The organism is Pseudomonas sp. L7, from assembly GCF_046605565.1.
Taxonomy (GTDB): Bacteria; Pseudomonadota; Gammaproteobacteria; order Pseudomonadales; family Pseudomonadaceae; genus Aquipseudomonas; species Aquipseudomonas wayambapalatensis.
In genome coordinates this window covers 5,374,650-5,391,379 of sequence record NZ_CP176784.1, presented here as the reverse complement: position 1 = coordinate 5,391,379, position 16,730 = coordinate 5,374,650, and the positions used below count along the sequence as shown (strand labels likewise).

The following is a 16,730-nucleotide window of genomic DNA, read 5'->3' as shown; positions in this document are numbered from 1 at the left end:
CTCCTGAGGTATTTATGAGTAACAACCTCGACCAGCTCACCGATTGGTTGAAAGAGCACAAGATCACCGAAGTCGAATGCCTGATCAGCGACCTGACCGGCATCACCCGCGGCAAGATCTCGCCGACCAACAAATTCATCGCCGAAAAGGGCATGCGCCTGCCCGAAAGCGTTTTGTTGCAAACTGTGACTGGCGACTACGTCGATGACGACATCTATTACGACCTGCTCGACCCGGCCGACATCGACATGATCTGCCGCCCCGACCAGGACGCCGTGTTCCTCGTGCCCTGGGCCATCGAGCCGACCGCCCAGGTGATCCACGACACCTACGACAAGAAGGGCAACCCGGTCGAACTGTCGCCGCGCAACGTCCTCAAGAAAGTGCTCAAGCTCTACGCCGACAAGGGCTGGCAGCCGATCGTCGCGCCAGAGATGGAGTTCTACCTGACCAAGCGCAGCGAAGACCCGGACTTCCCGCTGCAACCGCCGGTGGGCCGCTCCGGCCGTCCGGAAACTGGCCGCCAGTCGTTCTCCATCGAGGCCGCCAACGAATTCGACCCGCTGTTCGAAGACGTCTATGACTGGTGCGAACTGCAGCAGCTGGACCTCGACACGCTGATCCACGAAGACGGCACGGCGCAGATGGAGATCAACTTCCGTCACGGCGACGCGCTGCACCTGGCCGATCAGATCCTGGTGTTCAAGCGCACCATGCGCGAGGCCGCGCTCAAGCACAACGTCGCCGCGACCTTCATGGCCAAGCCCATGACCGGCGAGCCCGGCAGTGCCATGCACCTGCACCAGAGCGTGATCGACATCGCCACCGGCAAGAACATCTTCTCCAATGAAGACGGCAGCATGAGCACGCTGTTCCTGCATCACATCGGCGGCCTGCAGAAGCTCATTCCCGAGGCGTTGCCGCTGTTCGCACCGAACGTCAACTCGTTCCGCCGCTTCCTGCCGGACACCTCGGCGCCAGTGAACGTGGAGTGGGGCGAAGAGAACCGTACCGTCGGCCTGCGCGTACCGGATGCGGGCCCGCAGAACCGCCGCGTGGAAAACCGCCTGCCGGGCGCCGACGCCAACCCCTACCTGGCCATCGCCGCGAGCCTGCTGTGTGGCTTCATCGGCATGGTCGAGGGCATCGAGGCCAGCGCGCCGGTCCAGGGCCGTGGCTACGAGCGGCGCAACCTGCGCCTGCCGCTGACCATCGAGGACGCCCTGGAGCGTATGGAGAACAGCCGGTCGCTGGTGCAGTACCTGGGCAAGAAGTTCATTACCGGCTACGTCGCCACCAAGCGCGCCGAGCATGAAAACTTCAAGCGCGTCATCAGTTCCTGGGAGCGCGAGTTCCTGCTGTTTGCCGTGTGATCAACCCTGGGGCCGCAGGAGCGCGGCCATCGGATAGTGGAGAAGCAGATGAGCGTCAACAACCCGCAAACCCGTGAATGGCAGAACCTGAGCGGCGAGCACCACCTGGCACCCTTCAGCGACTACAAGCAGCTGAAGGCGAAGGGGCCGCGCATCATCACCAAGGCCCAGGGTGTGCATTTGTGGGACAGCGAGGGGCACAAGATCCTCGATGGCATGGCCGGCCTGTGGTGCGTGGCGGTCGGCTATGGTCGCGAAGAACTGGTCCAGGCGGCAGAGAAGCAGATGCGCGAGCTGCCGTACTACAACCTGTTCTTCCAGACCGCTCATCCGCCGGCGCTGGAGCTGGCCAAGGCCATCACCGACGTGGCACCCGAAGGCATGAGCCATGTGTTCTTCACCGGCTCCGGCTCCGAAGGCAACGACACCGTGCTGCGCATGGTTCGCCACTACTGGGCGCTCAAGGGCAAGCCGAACAAGCAGACGCTCATCGGCCGGGTCAACGGCTACCACGGCTCCACCGTCGCTGGCGCCAGCCTTGGCGGCATGAGCGGCATGCACGAGCAGGGCGGCCTGCCGATCCCGGGTATCGTGCACATCCCGCAGCCGTACTGGTTCGGTGAGGGCGGCGACATGACCCCGGATGAATTCGGGGTGTGGGCTGCCGAGCAGTTGGAGAAGAAGATTCTGGAAGTCGGCGAGGACAACGTCGCCGCCTTCATCGCCGAGCCGATCCAGGGCGCCGGCGGGGTGATCATTCCGCCGGACACCTACTGGCCGAAGATCAAGGAGATCCTCGCCAAGTACGACATCCTGTTCGTCGCCGACGAAGTGATCTGCGGCTTTGGCCGTACCGGCGAGTGGTTCGGCTCCGATTATTACGATCTCAAGCCTGACCTGATGACCATCGCCAAGGGCCTGACCTCCGGTTACATCCCCATGGGCGGTGTGATCGTGCGTGACAAGGTGGCCAAGGTGCTCAGCGAAGGGGGCGATTTCAACCACGGCTTCACCTACTCCGGCCACCCGGTGGCAGCGGCGGTGGGGCTGGAGAACCTGCGCATCCTGCGTGACGAGAAGATCGTCGAGCGCGCACGCACGGAAGTGGCACCGTACTTGCAAAAACGACTGCGCGAGCTGCAAGACCACCCGCTGGTGGGCGAGGTACGTGGCCTTGGCCTGCTCGGCGCAATCGAATTGGTCAAGGACAAGGCGACCCGCAGCCGTTACGAAGGCAAGGGCGTGGGCATGGTTTGCCGCAACTTCTGTTTCGACAACGGCCTGATCATGCGCGCGGTGGGCGACACCATGATCATCGCGCCGCCACTGGTGATCAGCCATGAAGAAGTGGACGAGCTGGTGGAAAAGGCGCGCAAGTGCCTGGATCTGACCCTGGAAGCGATTCGATAGGCGTTTGCTAGGCTAGCGATGTGACATTAAGTCGTTACAAGGCCCTGCTTTTGTTGAAACAGCGCCTTGTAACTTGCCAGACTAGCGGTTGTTTCAGTCGTCCGGCGCTTGCACCACGGGACCTGGCAGCTGAACAGATGGCTACTAAAAAAATTCTGGAGCATAACGCATGAAGAAAATGGGCAAGACGTTGCTGGCCGCCGCCCTGATGGGTGCCATGGCCACTGCTGTTCACGCTGAAGACAAGGTGCTGAACGTCTACAACTGGTCGGACTACATCGCTCCGGACACCATCGCCAAGTTCGAGAAGCAGACCGGCATCAAGGTCAAGTACGACGTCTTCGACAGCAACGAAACCCTGGAAGCCAAGCTGCTGGCAGGCAAGTCGGGCTACGACATCGTCGTGCCGTCCAACAACTTCCTGGCCAAGCAGATCAAGGCCGGCGTCTACGAGGAGCTCGACCGCTCCAAGCTGCCGAACTGGAAGAACCTCGACGAAGACCTGCTCAAGGCCGTTGGCGACGCCAGCGACAAAGGCAACAAGTACGCCTTCCCGTACATGTGGGGCTCCATCGGCATCGGCTACAACCCGGCCAAGGTCAAGGCCGCGCTGGGCGTGGACAAGATCGATTCGTGGGACGCCGTGTTCAAGCCCGAGAACATCGCCAAGCTCAAGAGCTGCGGCGTGAGCTTCCTCGATGCACCGACCGAAATGCTTCCGGCCGCGCTGCATTACCTGGGCAAGCCGACCGACAGCACCACCAAGGAAGACCTCAAGGCGGCCGAGGACCTGTTCCTGAAGATCCGTCCTTCGATCACCTACTTCCACTCCTCCAAGTACATCGGCGACCTGGCCAACGGCAACATCTGCGTGGCCGTCGGCTACTCGGGTGACCTGGAGCAGTCCAAGGCCCGCGCCCACGAAGCCGGCGACAAGGTCAAGCTGGACTACATCATTCCGAAAGAAGGCGCTGGCACCTTCTACGACATGGTCGCCATCCCGAAAGATGCCGAGCATAAAGATGCTGCCTACCAGTTCATGAACTTCCTGCTGCAACCGGAAGTCATGGCCGAGATCACCAACGCCGTGCGCTTCCCGAACGGTAACAAGGCCGCGACCCAGTTCGTCGACAAGGACATCACCAGCGACCCGAGCATCTATCCGCCAGCGGAAGTGAAGAAGCATCTGTACGCGATCGCCGCCCCTGAAGCGGCCGCCCAGCGTTTGATCACCCGTAGCTGGACCAAGATCAAGTCGGGCAAGTAAGCCCTGTGCAGGGCTCTCTGGGCCGGGGTTTTCCGGCCCAGGGGGCATAAACCTCGATTGTTGATTGCGACATCCCAGCCACGCAGGTAAGTTGCGCGCCGGTTTTGCGTGTACGGCTGCTCCCAGCCGCCACCGAAGGCTCTGATTGTGAGGACCAACCACTTGTCTATTTCTGTATTGCGCAAGGCCATGATGGCTGGAGCAGGTCTGACGCTGGCCTGCAGCGTTCAAGCGGCGCCCACGGTGCACTTCTACAACTGGTCCGACTATGTCGGCCCGACCACGCTCGCGGACTTCGAGAAAGAGACGGGCATCAAGCCCGTGCAGGATGTCTTCGACTCCAACGAAACCCTGGAAGGCAAGCTGCTGGCCGGTAACACCGGCTATGACGTGGTGGTGCCGTCCAACCATTTCCTCGGCAAGCAGATCAAGGCGGGCGCGTTCCAGAAGCTCGACAAGCATCTGCTGCCCAATTATTCCAACCTGGACCCAGCGCTGATGAAGCGCCTGGAAAAGAACGATCCGGGCAACCAGTACGCCGTGCCTTACCTGTGGGGCACCAACGGCATCGGCTACAACGTCGACAAGGTCAAGGCCACGCTGGGCGTGGACAAGATCGACTCCTGGGCGGTGCTGTTCGAGCCCGAGAACATGAAGAAGCTCTCCAAGTGCGGTGTGGCCTTCCTCGACTCGGCGGACGAGATGCTCCCGGCGGTGCTCAACTACATGGGGCTCAACCCCAACAGCACCGATCCCAAGGATTACGCCAAGGCCGAGAAGAAGCTGCTGGCGGTACGTCCGTACGTGACCTACTTCCACTCGTCCAAGTACATCACCGACCTTGCCAATGGCGACATCTGCGTCGCGGCAGGCTTCTCCGGCGATGTCTTCCAGGCCAAGGCCCGTGCTGAAGAAGCCAAGAAGGGCGTGAACCTGGCCTACGCCATTCCCAAGGAAGGCGGCAACCTCTGGTTCGACGTGCTGGCGATTCCCAAGGACGCCAAGAACGTGAAAGAGGCCCACGCCTTCATCAACTATTTGCTGAAACCTGAGGTTATCGCCCAGGTCAGTGATTACGTCGGTTATGCCAACCCCAACCCCAAGGCTGGCGACCTGATGGACCAGGCTGTGAGAACTGACGCCGCGGTTTACCCACCGCAGGAAGTGCTGGACAAGATGTTCGTCAACGCGGAGTTGCCCCCCAAGGTGCAACGTCTGATGACCCGCAGCTGGACCAAGGTCAAGTCGGGCAAGTAAAAATCCAGACCCGACGTGGCCCTGCACACAGGCCGCTCGGGCACAAAAATCTTGTTGGGAGTTTCACTCATGGCAGTTGCCTCCGGTGCCTATAAGAAAGCCCTCGAGGGTGACCAGCAGCCCAAGCAGGTGCTGGTCAAGATCGACCGGGTCACGAAGAAGTTCGACGAAACCATCGCCGTGGACGATGTGTCCCTGGAAATCCGCAAGGGCGAGATCTTCGCCCTGCTGGGCGGCTCCGGTTCCGGCAAGTCCACCTTGCTGCGGATGCTCGCAGGCTTCGAGCGTCCGACCGAAGGTCGGATCTTCCTCGATGGTGTCGACATCACCGACATGCCGCCCTACGAGCGGCCGATCAACATGATGTTCCAGTCCTACGCGCTGTTCCCGCACATGACCGTGGCGCAGAACATCGCCTTCGGCCTGCAGCAGGACAAGATGCCCAAGGCCGACATCGAAGCCCGCGTGGCCGAGATGCTCAAGCTGGTGCACATGACCCAGTACGCCAAGCGCAAGCCGCACCAGCTCTCCGGCGGCCAGCGTCAGCGTGTGGCCCTGGCCCGCTCGCTGGCCAAGCGTCCGAAACTGCTGCTGCTCGACGAGCCGATGGGCGCGCTGGACAAGAAGCTGCGTTCGCAGATGCAGCTGGAGCTGGTCGAGATCATCGAGCGGGTCGGTGTGACCTGCGTGATGGTGACCCACGACCAGGAAGAGGCCATGACCATGGCCCAGCGCATCGCCATCATGCACCTGGGCTGGATCGCCCAGATCGGCTCGCCTGTGGATATCTACGAGACGCCAACCAGCCGCCTGGTGTGCGAGTTCATCGGCAACGTCAACCTGTTCGAAGGTGAAGTGATCGACGACGCCGAAGGCCACGCGCTGATCGCCTCGCCGGAGCTCGAGCGCAAGATCTACGTCGGCCACGGTGTCACCACCTCGGTCGAGGACAAGCACATCACCTACGCGCTGCGTCCCGAGAAGCTGCTGGTGACGACGACGCAACCCGAGTTCGAGCACAACTGGTCGCGCGGCAAGGTCCACGACATCGCCTACCTGGGCGGTCACTCGGTGTTCTACGTCGAGCTGCCGAGCGGCAAGATCGTCCAGTCGTTCGTCGCCAACGCCGAACGCCAGGGCGCGCGCCCGACCTGGGGCGATGAAGTCTACGTGTGGTGGGAAGACGACAGCGGCGTGGTACTGCGCTCATGAAACCGCGAAAGCTCAAACGAGCCCTCCAGCGCATCATCCCCGAGGGACGCCATCTGGTGATCGGCGTGCCGTTCATCTGGCTGTTCCTGTTCTTCATGCTGCCGTTCTTCATCGTGCTGAAGATCAGCTTCGCCGAAGCCGACGTGGCGATCCCGCCTTACACGGAGATCTACACCTACGTCGAGGACAAGATCCAACTGGTGCTGAACCTGGCCAACTACGGCCTGCTCACCGAAGATGACCTGTACATCTCGGCCTACCTGGGCTCGCTCAAGGTCGCCTTCTTCAGCACCCTGCTGTGCCTGCTGATCGGCTACCCGATGGCCTACGCCATCTCCAAGGCCGAGAAAGAGATGCAGACGGTCCTGTTGCTGCTGATCATGATGCCGACCTGGACCGCGATCCTGATCCGCGTCTATGCCTGGATGGGCATCCTCAGCAACAACGGGCTGCTCAACAGCTTCCTGCTGTGGACCGGGCTGATCGACCAGCCGCTGCAGATCCTCAACACCAACCTGGCGGTGTATATCGGCGTGGTCTATTCGTACCTGCCATTCATGATCCTGCCGCTGTACGCGAACCTGGTGAAGCATGACCAGAGCCTGCTGGAAGCCGCGAGCGACCTGGGCTCGAGCACCTTCAACAGCTTCTGGAAGATCACCGTGCCGCTGTCGAAGAACGGCATCATCGCTGGTTGCATGCTGGTGTTCATCCCGGTGGTGGGCGAGTTCGTGATCCCTGAACTGCTCGGCGGTCCGGAAACCCTGATGATCGGTAAGGTGCTGTGGCAGGAATTCTTCAACAACCGTGACTGGCCGGTGGCATCCGCGCTGGCAGTGGTGATGCTGGCGATCCTGATCGTGCCGATCCTGCTGTTCAACCGCAGCCAGGCCAAAGAGATGGAGGGTCGGGCATGAAGCGCTTCAGTTTCTCCAAGCTGATGCTGGTGCTCGGCTTGCTGTTCATCTACCTGCCGATGCTGATCCTGGTGATCTACTCGTTCAACGCCTCGAAGCTGGTGACGGTGTGGGGCGGCTGGTCGGTGAAGTGGTACGTCGGCCTGCTCGACAACACCCAGCTGATGGGTTCGGTGATGCGCTCGCTGGAGATCGCCTGCTATACGGCGGTGGCTGCGGTCGCGCTGGGCACCCTGGCGGCCTTCGTGCTGACCCGGGTCACCCGCTTCAAGGGCCGCACGCTGTTCGGTGGCCTGGTCACCGCGCCGCTGGTGATGCCCGAGGTGATCACCGGTCTGTCGCTGTTGCTGCTGTTCGTGGCCATGGCGCAGATGATCGGCTGGCCGCAGGAGCGTGGCGTCGTCACCATCTGGATCGCCCACACCACCTTCTGTGCCGCGTATGTGGCGGTGGTGGTGTCGGCTCGCCTGCGCGAGCTGGACCTGTCGATCGAGGAAGCGGCGATGGACCTGGGTGCCAAGCCGTGGAAGGTGTTCTTCCTGATCACCATCCCGATGATCGCGCCTTCTCTGGCAGCAGGCGGCATGATGTCGTTCGCCCTGTCGCTGGATGACCTGGTGCTGGCCAGCTTCGTGTCCGGCCCTGGCTCGACCACCTTGCCGATGGAAGTGTTCTCGGCCGTGCGCCTGGGCGTGAAGCCTGAGATCAACGCCGTGGCCAGCCTGATCCTGCTGTCGGTGTCGTTGGTGACCTTCCTGGTCTGGTACTTCAGCCGCCGCGCCGAAGAGCGCCGCCGCCGGGCGATCCAGCAGGCCATCGAGGAAGGTGCTGCAGCGAACGTCGGGCAGCCGCAGGTGCGGCGTCCGGCTCCGGCTGCTGCGTCGGCCTGACGGGCCCTTTCGCGGGCAAGCCGGCTCCCACAAGGATGGTGCAACGTGCACTGAACCTGTAGGAGCGGGCTTGCCCGCGAAGGCTTCACCACCGATTCAAAGCCAGACCGCATCCCAATGCGGATACTCCCGCACACTGCTGACCAGCCCTGCTCTCAGTGGATTGGCGATGATGTATCTGGCTGCCTGCACCACTTCCTCCTCCTTGCGCAAAGCGGCATCGTGATACCCCGGTTGCCAGACGGGTACATGCCTCACTCCGGCCTTGCGCAGGGTGATGGCGCTGCGCGACTTGAACCTGCGCATCAAACTCCCAAGCGTCACCCCCCTCAACTCGATCAACCAGTGCAGATGGTCCGGCATCAGCACCCAGGCCAGCGTGCGGCTGGCGTTTTCCTGATCTGACAGGCGTAGCTGTTTCACCACCAGCCGGGCGCTGCGCAGGTCGTGGAACAGGGGTTGTCGTTCGTGGGTGACAGTGGTCAGCAGGTAGCACCTGCCAGGCTCTGAGCAGCGGCCGCGGCGCAGGCGGGGAGAGTGGGCCAGGAGCATCGAATTTCCTCCATGAAATTGACCTTTGGAGGTTAGCGGTGCTGTTCGGACCTTGGCGCCAGTCATGGTTTCCGGATTTTGCGGTGGCCTCTTCGCGGGCAAGCCCGCTCCTACAGGCACCACAACTCTCTGTAGGAGCGGGCTTGCCCGCGAAAAGGCCACCGCCAATCCAAAGCCGACCCCACCAGTGCCGATTATTGAACCCTGAACTACGCTGACAGTCGCATCCCACGAATCATTTGCGCGCAAGCAAGGAGCCTGCATGACGTTTACGCGTCCGCTGTTGGTCGTTTGCCTGGGGTTGTTGGCAGTGCTGTCAGGCTGCAAGGAACAGGCGTCCAGCCCTGAACTGCCACGCGTCGGCGTGGCACGGGTCGAACCTACCGATTTCGCCGCCAACGTCACCCTTACCGGTGATGTGCAGGCGCGCGTACAGACCGACCTTTCATTTCGCGTGGGCGGCAAGATCATCGCCCGCAGCGTCGACGTGGGCGACCACGTCAAGGCCAACCAGGTGCTGGCGCGCCTGGACCCGAAAGACCTGCAGAACAATGTCGACTCGGCCAAGGCCGAGGTGTTCGCCGAGCAGGCGAGGGTCACCCAGACCCGCGCCGCCTTCGTGCGTCAGCAGAAACTGTTGCCCAAGGGCTACACCAGCCAGAGTGAATACGACTCGGCTGAAGCTGCCCTGCGCAGCAGCCAGAGCGCGCTCAAGGCGGCCCAGGCACAACTGGCCAATGCCCGCGAGCAATTGAGCTACACCGACCTGGTGTCCGAGGCGGACGGCGTGATCACCGCGCGCCAGGCCGAGGTCGGCCAGGTGGTGCAGGCGACCATGCCGATCTTCAGCCTGGCCACCGACGGCGATCGTGATGCCGTCTTCAACGTCTATGAGTCGCTGCTGGTGTCGCCACCCAGTGACGAGGGGGTGATCGTCCGGCTTGTGGATAACCCCAAGGTGCAGGCCGAAGGACGGGTTCGCGAAATCACTCCGACGGTGTCTGCCGAGAGCGGTACGGTGCAGGTCAAGGTAGCGTTGCGTAACGTGCCGGCTGCCATGCAGTTGGGCTCGCCGGTAACCGCCACGGCTCACGCACAGGGACGCCCAAGCATCGAATTGCCCTGGTCGGCGCTGACCAAGGCGCTGCATGAGCCGGCGGTGTGGGTGGTGGGCGAGGGCGACAAGGTCGAACTGCGCAAGGTTCAGGTGGCGCGTTATCTCACCGGGCGCATCGTCATCAGCGACGGCGTGAAAAGCGGCGAAACCGTTGTGGTCAGTGGCGGCCAGTTGCTGCATCCGGGCATGCAGGTGCAGAAAGTCGACGCCAAGAGCCCCGGAGGTGAGCCATGAAGCCCTTGCTGGTGTTACTTGCCGCAGCAGCCCTGCTGCCCGGTTGCAAGGGTGATGAGCCGGCGCCCGAGCCCGTACGGCCGGTGCTCTCGACCCTGGTCGAGCCGCAGACGCAGTCGCAGCTCGGTCGTTTTGCCGGCACCATCCAGGCCCGCTTTGAAAGCACCCTGGGCTTCCGAGTGTCCGGGCGCATTGCGCGGCGCTGGGTGGACGTGGGCGCGCAGGTGAAACCGGGCGACACCCTGGCCACTCTCGATCCCACCGACCAACAGAACCAGCTGCGCGCCGCCGAAGGCGACCTGGCGCGAGTCCAGGCGCAATGGATCAACGCCCAGGCCAATGCCCGTCGCCAGCAGCAGTTGTATGACCGCGGCGTCGGCGCCCAGGCCCAGCTGGACATGGCCCAGACTGACCTGAAGACCACCGGCGCCTCGCTCGAACAGGCGCGTTCGGCGCTCAGCCAGGCACGCGACCAGCTCGGCTACAGCACGCTCAAGGCCGACCATGGCGCCGTGGTCACGGCCTGGCGCGCCGAAGCCGGGCAGACGGTCAGTGCCGGCCAGGAAGTGGTCACGCTGGCGCGCCCGGACGTCAAGGAGGCGGTGATTGATCTGCCGATCCCAGTCGCCGAGCAGTTGACCCCGTCGCTGGTGTTCACCGTGGCATCGCAACTGGAGCCGGCCATCAGCACCACCGCCACGCTGCGCGAGCTTGAGCCGCAGGCCGATGCCGCCACCCGCACCCGACGTGCGCGGCTAAGCCTGGCCAGTACGCCGCAGGCGTTCCACCTCGGCACCGCCATCAGCGTCACGCTCAGCTCGGCGATCGCGCCGCGCACCGAGCTGCCGGCCACCGCCCTGCTGGAGCGAGACGGCAAGATCCAGGTCTGGGTGGTCGATCCGCAGCACAAGACCGTGGCCACCCGTGAGGTCACACTCGTGGAGCGCAGCGAACGGCGCGTCGTGCTGGGCGCCGGTGTGCAGCCGGGCGAACGGGTGGTGACGGCGGGTGTGAACAGCCTGAAGCCGGGCCAGCAGGTCAAATTCGACGAGGACGCACGATGAAAGGAAGCTTCAACCTGTCGGACTGGGCCCTGAAGCACCAGTCCTTCGTGTGGTACCTGATGTTCGTCGCCTTGCTGATGGGCGTGTTCTCCTACATGAACCTGGGCCGGGAAGAAGACCCGTCCTTCACCATCAAGACCATGGTGATCCAGACCCGCTGGCCCGGTGCGACCCAGGACGAAACCCTGTACCAGGTGACCGACCGGATCGAGAAGAAGCTCGAGGAACTGGACTCGCTCGACTACGTCAAGAGCTACACCCGGCCCGGCGAGTCGACGGTTTTCGTCTACCTGCGCGACACCACCAAGGCCGAGGATATCCCGCAGATCTGGTACCAGGTGCGCAAGAAGATCCAGGACATCCGCGGTGAATTCCCCCAGGGCCTGCAAGGGCCGGGTTTCAACGACGAGTTCGGTGATGTGTTCGGCTCGATCTACGCCTTCACCACCGATGGCCTGGACCTGCGCCAGTTGCGCGATTACGTCGAGCAGGTGCGCGCCGAAGTGCGCGAGGTGCCGAATATCGGCAAGGTCGAAACCATCGGCGTGCAGGATGAAGTGCTGTACCTGAACTTCTCCACCCGCAAGCTGGCGGCACTGGGCATCGACCAGCGCCAGGTGATGCAGGCGCTGCAATCGCAGAATGCGGTGACGCCGGCCGGGGTGATCGAAGCCGGGCCAGAGCGCATCTCGGTGCGCACCACCGGCCAGTTCGCCTCGGAGAAGGACCTGCAGGTGGTCAACCTGAGAATCAACGACCGCTTCTTCCGCCTGGCCGACATCGCCGATATCGAGCGCGGTTTCCAGGATCCGCCCGCCCCCATGTTCCGCTACAACGGCCAGTCGGCCATCGGCCTGGCGATCGGCATGAAGAAGGGTGGCAACATCCAGGAGTTCGGCAAGGCACTGCGCGACAAGATGGACAGCATCACCGTTGAGCTACCGGTGGGTGTGGGCGTGCATACCGTGTCGAACCAGGCCGTGGTGGTCGAGGACGCCGTGGGCGGCTTCACCAGTGCGCTGTTCGAGGCGGTGATCATCGTGCTGGTGGTCAGTTTCATCAGCCTGGGCATACGCGCAGGCCTGGTGGTGGCCTGTTCGATCCCGCTGGTGCTGGCGATGGTTTTCGTGTTCATGGAGTACAGCGGCATCACCATGCAGCGCATCTCGCTGGGTGCATTGATCATCGCCCTGGGCCTGCTGGTCGACGATGCAATGATCACCGTAGAGATGATGGTCACGCGCCTGGAGATGGGCGAGAGCAAGAACGACGCGGCGACCTATGCCTATACCTCGACGGCATTCCCGATGCTCACCGGCACCTTGGTCACCGTTGCCGGCTTCGTGCCCATCGGCCTGAACGCCAGCTCTGCGGGCGAATACACCTTCACCCTGTTCGCGGTGATCGCGGTGGCGCTGCTGGTGTCGTGGGTGGTGGCGGTGTTCTTCGCGCCGGTGCTGGGCGTGCATATCCTCAGCAGCAAGGTCAAACCCCATGATGGGGAACCCGGCCGCATCGGCCGCGCCTTCGAAAGCGGCTTGCTGTGGTGCATGCGCAACCGCTGGCTGACCATCGTTGGCACCGTGGTGCTGTTCGCCCTGGCGGTGTTGAGCATGCGGTTCGTGCAGAACCAGTTCTTCCCGTCTTCGGATCGCCCGGAGATCCTGCTGGAACTGAACCTGCCGCAGAACGCGTCGATCCAGGAAACCCGCCGTGCGGTTGATCGCCTGGAGGCCACCCTCAAGGACGATCCGGACATCGACCACTGGAGCACCTATATCGGCCAGGGCGCGGTGCGTTTCTACCTACCGCTCGACCAGCAGCTGCAGAACCCGTACTACGCGCAACTGGTCATCGTCAGCAAGGGGCTGGAGCAGCGCAACACGTTGATTCCCAAGCTGCAGGAGCGGCTGCGCAATGATTTCGTCGGCATCGGCACCAATGTGCAATCGCTGGAGATGGGCCCGCCAGTGGGGCGTCCGATCCAGTACCGGGTCAGCGGCAAGGATATCGACCAGGTGCGCAAGCACGCCATCGACCTTGCGACCTTGCTCGACCAGAACCCCAACATTGGCGAGATGATGTACGACTGGAACGAGCCCGGCAAAGTCCTGCGGGTCGAGATCGCCCAGGACAAGGCGCGCCAACTGGGCCTGTCGTCCGAAGACGTCGCCAACGTGATGAACAGCATCGTCACCGGTGCACCGGTGACCCAGGTCAACGACCAGATCTACCTGGTGGACGTGGTCGCGCGCGCCAAGGACAGTGAGCGCGGCTCGCCCGATACCCTGCAGAACCTGCAGATCGTCAGCCCCAGCGGCACCTCGATCCCCTTGCTGTCGTTCGCCACGGTGCGCTACGAGCTCGAACAGCCATTGGTTTGGCGGCGTGACCGCAAGCCGACGATCACCATAAAGGCATCGGTCAACGGCGAGATCCAGCCCACCGACCTGGTGGCCCAGCTCAAGCCGAAGATCGAAGAGTTCGCCGCTTCGCTGCCGGCCGGTTACGAAGTAGCCACCGGCGGCACCGTGGAGGAGAGCGGCAAGGCGCAGGGGCCGATCGCTCAGGTGATTCCGCTGATGCTGTTCCTGATGGCGACCTTCCTGATGATCCAGTTGCACAGCGTGCAGAAGCTGTTCCTGGTGGTCAGCGTCGCGCCGCTGGGGCTGATCGGCGTGGTGCTGGCGCTGGTGCCGACGGGAACGCCCATGGGCTTTGTTGCGATCCTCGGGATTCTTGCGCTGATCGGCATCATCATCCGCAACTCGGTGATCCTGGTGACCCAGATCGACGAATTCGAGGCCCAGGGCTACTCACCTTGGGACGCGGTGGTCGAGGCTACCAACCATCGGCGTCGGCCGATCCTGCTCACGGCCGCAGCGGCCAGCCTGGGGATGATCCCCATCGCCCGCGAGGTGTTCTGGGGCCCGATGGCCTACGCCATGATCGGCGGGATCGTCAGCGCAACGCTGCTGACCTTGCTGTTCCTGCCGGCGCTGTACGTGGCCTGGTACAAGATCCGCGAGCCGCAGGCGCATAACTGAAGCTTCAACTTCCTGTAGGAGCGGGCTTGCCCGCGAATGCAACAGTGGCCGCACCACAGCATTCGCGGGCAAGCCCGCTCCCACAGTCACCCGCTTACCTGCTCAGCAATTCAGTTATATAAAAATTCTTAAACAGTATTTTTAAGAATATCCCGCCCTCACTAAGATTGCCCTCAAGCCAGGCGCACTCCCCTTCTTCTGCCCGGCACCCTTACTCAATGGAGAACGAGCATGAGTGCATCTCTGCGTAGCATCGACGGTCAGGACGAAGCCACCATTCTGCGTGAAATCCAGAGCGCGCTGCGCGACCTGCGCTTCGGTGCAGTGGAGATCACCGTGCACAACGCTCAGGTCGTGCAGATCGAGCGCAAGGAGAAATTCCGCCTGCAGCAGCCCGGCAACAAGTCCGGCTGATCCGACACATCCAACTAGAAAAAATGCCAATCGGGAGCTTCACTATGTCCATCCGCCGTTATGCGCTCGCCGCTCTGGCCAGTGCCGTTTTTGCCGGTTCCGCCATCGCCAAGGATTACGAACTGCTCAACGTGTCCTATGACCCGACCCGTGAGCTGTACCAGCAGTACAACGCCGAATTCATCAAGCACTGGCAGCAGGCGCACCCGGACGACAAGGTGAAGATCCAGCAATCCCACGGTGGCTCGGGCAAGCAGGGCCGCGCGGTGATCGACGGCCTGCGCGCCGACGTGGTGACCCTGGCCCTGGCTGGCGACATCGACGAGATCGCCAAGCTCGGCAAGACCCTGCCGGACAACTGGCAGACCCGTCTGCCGGACGCCAGCACCCCCTACACCTCGACCATCGTGTTCCTGGTGCGCAAGGGCAACCCGAAAGGCATCAAGGACTGGGGTGACCTGGTCAAGAAAGACGTCTCGGTCATCACCCCCAACCCGAAAACCTCCGGCGGCGCGCGCTGGAACTTCCTCGCCGCCTGGGCCTATGGCCTGAAATCCGGTGGCAGCGAAGCCAAGGCCAAAGAGTACGTGCAGGAGCTGTTCAAGCACGTACCGGTGCTGGACACCGGCGCACGCGGCTCGACCATCACCTTCGTCAACAACGGCCAGGGCGACGTCCTGCTGGCCTGGGAAAACGAAGCCTTCCTGGCGCTGAAGGAAGACGGCGGCAGCGACAAGTTCGAGATCGTCGTGCCTTCGCTGTCGATCCTCGCCGAGCCGCCAGTGGCGGTGGTCGACAAAAACGCCGAGAAGAAGGGCAACACCGAGATCGCCACCGAATACCTGAAATACCTCTACAGCCCTGCTGGCCAGAAGATCGCTGCAGAAAACTTCTACCGTCCGCGTGACGAGAAAGTCGCCGCCGAATTCGCCAAGCAGTTCCCGAAACTTGACCTGGTGACTATCGACAAGGACTTCGGTGGCTGGAAAACTGCGCAGCCGAAGTTCTTCAACGACGGCGGTGTGTTCGACCAGATCTACCAGGCGCAGTAAAGGCCAAGGAAAAAGCGGGGCCGCAAAGCAGCCCCAGGATTTCAGAAGTTTGCACCGGCCCGGAATCTGTTCCGGGCCAAGTGCGTTCAACCAGGGATATTTATGTCACGTCGCATCTCCCCCGTCATACCCGGCTTCGGGCTGACGCTGGGCTACACCTTGGTGTATCTCAGCCTGATCGTGCTGATACCGCTGGCGGCCATGTTCATTCATGCCTCGCAGCTGACCTGGGAGCAGTTCTGGAACATCATCAGTGCACCGCGGGTCATCGCGGCGCTCAAGCTGAGTTTCGGTACCGCCCTGTTCGCCGCCATCATCAATGGCGTGATCGGCACCCTGCTGGCCTGGGTGCTGGTGCGTTACACCTTCCCCGGGCGCAAGATCATCGATGCGATGATCGACCTGCCGTTCGCCCTGCCCACCGCCGTCGCCGGTATCGCCCTGACTGCCCTGTACGCGCCTGCGGGCTGGGTCGGCCAGTTCGCCACCGACCTGGGCTTCAAGATCGCCTACACCCCGCTGGGCATCACCCTGGCCCTGACTTTCGTCACGCTGCCATTCGTGGTGCGCACGGTGCAGCCAGTGCTGGCGGACATCCCGCGTGAGGTCGAGGAGGCTGCCGCCTGCCTGGGTGCCAAGCCGTTGCAGGTGTTCCGCCATGTGCTGGCGCCAGCACTGCTGCCGGCCTGGCTGACCGGCTTCGCCCTGGCATTCGCCCGGGGTGTTGGCGAGTACGGTTCGGTGATCTTCATCGCCGGCAACATGCCGATGAAGACCGAGATCCTGCCGCTGCTGATCATGGTCAAGCTCGACCAGTACGACTACACCGGCGCCACCGCCATCGGCGTGCTGATGCTGGTGGTTTCCTTCATCCTGCTGCTGCTGATCAACTTGCTTCAGCGGCGCATCGAAACCCCTTGAAGG

At 62.7% G+C, this 16,730-nt stretch carries 14 protein-coding genes; 13 read left to right on the top strand and 1 reads right to left on the bottom strand.

What is annotated here, in order from left to right; all coding sequences use genetic code 11:
* Nucleotides 1-14: 14 nt before the first annotated feature.
* The 7 genes from ACK3BK_RS24605 to ACK3BK_RS24575 all read left to right on the top strand — a co-directional run bounded on the left by ACK3BK_RS24605 (nucleotide 15) and on the right by ACK3BK_RS24575 (nucleotide 8,326).
* Nucleotides 15-1,373 carry a glutamine synthetase family protein gene (locus ACK3BK_RS24605; protein WP_054894987.1) on the top strand — a complete coding sequence of 453 codons (1,359 nt, stop codon included), beginning with the start codon at nucleotides 15-17 and terminating at the stop codon, nucleotides 1,371-1,373.
* Nucleotides 1,374-1,421: 48 nt separating this feature from the next.
* Nucleotides 1,422-2,783 carry an aspartate aminotransferase family protein gene (locus ACK3BK_RS24600; RefSeq protein WP_186665477.1) on the top strand — a complete coding sequence of 454 codons (1,362 nt, stop codon included), beginning with the start codon at nucleotides 1,422-1,424 and terminating at the stop codon, nucleotides 2,781-2,783.
* 169 nt (nucleotides 2,784-2,952) lie between these two features.
* Nucleotides 2,953-4,050, top strand: a complete 1,098-nt coding sequence (locus tag ACK3BK_RS24595; RefSeq protein ID WP_186665478.1) for a polyamine ABC transporter substrate-binding protein — start codon at nucleotides 2,953-2,955, stop codon at nucleotides 4,048-4,050.
* Nucleotides 4,051-4,212: 162 nt separating this feature from the next.
* Nucleotides 4,213-5,307, top strand: a complete 1,095-nt coding sequence (locus ACK3BK_RS24590) for a polyamine ABC transporter substrate-binding protein (RefSeq protein WP_063541738.1) — start codon at nucleotides 4,213-4,215, stop codon at nucleotides 5,305-5,307.
* A gap of 69 nt (nucleotides 5,308-5,376) precedes the next feature.
* The gene (locus ACK3BK_RS24585) at nucleotides 5,377-6,519 is read left to right on the top strand and encodes an ABC transporter ATP-binding protein (RefSeq protein ID WP_186711035.1); all 1,143 of its coding nucleotides are present in this window, start codon (nucleotides 5,377-5,379) and stop codon (nucleotides 6,517-6,519) included.
* Between the two features lie 35 nt (nucleotides 6,520-6,554).
* Nucleotides 6,555-7,436 (top strand): ABC transporter permease subunit, encoded by an 882-nt coding sequence (locus tag ACK3BK_RS24580; protein ID WP_172964842.1) that lies wholly within the window; start codon nucleotides 6,555-6,557, stop codon nucleotides 7,434-7,436.
* A complete protein-coding gene (locus ACK3BK_RS24575; protein ID WP_186665480.1) occupies nucleotides 7,433-8,326 on the top strand; it encodes an ABC transporter permease subunit in 894 nt (297 codons plus the stop codon). Before ACK3BK_RS24580 ends, ACK3BK_RS24575 begins: the two co-directional genes overlap by 4 nt.
* 96 nt (nucleotides 8,327-8,422) lie before the next feature.
* On the opposite strand, the gene ACK3BK_RS24570 is transcribed toward ACK3BK_RS24575, so the two are convergent.
* Entirely contained in the window at nucleotides 8,423-8,878 is a 456-nt protein-coding gene (locus tag ACK3BK_RS24570; RefSeq protein WP_288376385.1) for an REP-associated tyrosine transposase, read from the bottom strand.
* Nucleotides 8,879-9,140: 262 nt separating this feature from the next.
* On the opposite strand from ACK3BK_RS24570, the gene ACK3BK_RS24565 reads away from it, so the two are divergent.
* The 6 genes from ACK3BK_RS24565 to cysT all read left to right on the top strand — a co-directional run bounded on the left by ACK3BK_RS24565 (nucleotide 9,141) and on the right by cysT (nucleotide 16,727).
* Nucleotides 9,141-10,229: an efflux RND transporter periplasmic adaptor subunit gene (locus ACK3BK_RS24565; RefSeq protein ID WP_186665484.1), complete on the top strand. Its 1,089-nt coding sequence runs from the start codon at nucleotides 9,141-9,143 to the stop codon at nucleotides 10,227-10,229.
* On the top strand, nucleotides 10,226-11,293 hold the full coding sequence (locus tag ACK3BK_RS24560) for an efflux RND transporter periplasmic adaptor subunit (protein ID WP_411383485.1): 1,068 nt from the start codon (nucleotides 10,226-10,228) through the stop codon (nucleotides 11,291-11,293). The genes ACK3BK_RS24565 and ACK3BK_RS24560 overlap by 4 nt, the downstream gene beginning before the upstream one ends.
* Nucleotides 11,290-14,340, top strand: a complete 3,051-nt coding sequence (locus tag ACK3BK_RS24555; RefSeq protein WP_288376388.1) for an efflux RND transporter permease subunit — start codon at nucleotides 11,290-11,292, stop codon at nucleotides 14,338-14,340. The genes ACK3BK_RS24560 and ACK3BK_RS24555 overlap by 4 nt, the downstream gene beginning before the upstream one ends.
* Before the next feature lie 231 nt (nucleotides 14,341-14,571).
* Nucleotides 14,572-14,754 carry a sulfur starvation response protein OscA gene (gene oscA, locus ACK3BK_RS24550; protein WP_016489716.1) on the top strand — a complete coding sequence of 61 codons (183 nt, stop codon included), beginning with the start codon at nucleotides 14,572-14,574 and terminating at the stop codon, nucleotides 14,752-14,754.
* A 44-nt stretch (nucleotides 14,755-14,798) separates the two neighbouring features.
* Nucleotides 14,799-15,806 (top strand): sulfate ABC transporter substrate-binding protein, encoded by a 1,008-nt coding sequence (locus tag ACK3BK_RS24545; RefSeq protein WP_186665490.1) that lies wholly within the window; start codon nucleotides 14,799-14,801, stop codon nucleotides 15,804-15,806.
* A 102-nt stretch (nucleotides 15,807-15,908) separates the two neighbouring features.
* A complete protein-coding gene (cysT, locus tag ACK3BK_RS24540) occupies nucleotides 15,909-16,727 on the top strand; it encodes a sulfate ABC transporter permease subunit CysT (RefSeq protein WP_186665492.1) in 819 nt (272 codons plus the stop codon).
* The last annotated feature ends 3 nt before the right edge of the window (nucleotides 16,728-16,730 follow it).

What these genes read in the sequence shown, in the direction of transcription:
- ACK3BK_RS24605 (WP_054894987.1), top strand. Translation starts at nt 15, where the DNA reads ATGAGTAACAACCTCGACCAGCTCACCGATTGGTTGAAAGAGCACAAG.
- ACK3BK_RS24555 (WP_288376388.1), top strand. Translation starts at nt 11,290, where the DNA reads ATGAAAGGAAGCTTCAACCTGTCGGACTGGGCCCTGAAGCACCAGTCC.
- ACK3BK_RS24585 (WP_186711035.1), top strand. Translation starts at nt 5,377, where the DNA reads ATGGCAGTTGCCTCCGGTGCCTATAAGAAAGCCCTCGAGGGTGACCAG.
- ACK3BK_RS24560 (WP_411383485.1), top strand. Translation starts at nt 10,226, where the DNA reads ATGAAGCCCTTGCTGGTGTTACTTGCCGCAGCAGCCCTGCTGCCCGGT.
- ACK3BK_RS24565 (WP_186665484.1), top strand. Translation starts at nt 9,141, where the DNA reads ATGACGTTTACGCGTCCGCTGTTGGTCGTTTGCCTGGGGTTGTTGGCA.
- ACK3BK_RS24595 (WP_186665478.1), top strand. Translation starts at nt 2,953, where the DNA reads ATGAAGAAAATGGGCAAGACGTTGCTGGCCGCCGCCCTGATGGGTGCC.
- ACK3BK_RS24570 (WP_288376385.1), bottom strand. Translation starts at nt 8,878, where the DNA reads ATGCTCCTGGCCCACTCTCCCCGCCTGCGCCGCGGCCGCTGCTCAGAG.
- ACK3BK_RS24600 (WP_186665477.1), top strand. Translation starts at nt 1,422, where the DNA reads ATGAGCGTCAACAACCCGCAAACCCGTGAATGGCAGAACCTGAGCGGC.
- cysT (WP_186665492.1), top strand. Translation starts at nt 15,909, where the DNA reads ATGTCACGTCGCATCTCCCCCGTCATACCCGGCTTCGGGCTGACGCTG.
- ACK3BK_RS24545 (WP_186665490.1), top strand. Translation starts at nt 14,799, where the DNA reads ATGTCCATCCGCCGTTATGCGCTCGCCGCTCTGGCCAGTGCCGTTTTT.
- ACK3BK_RS24575 (WP_186665480.1), top strand. Translation starts at nt 7,433, where the DNA reads ATGAAGCGCTTCAGTTTCTCCAAGCTGATGCTGGTGCTCGGCTTGCTG.
- oscA (WP_016489716.1), top strand. Translation starts at nt 14,572, where the DNA reads ATGAGTGCATCTCTGCGTAGCATCGACGGTCAGGACGAAGCCACCATT.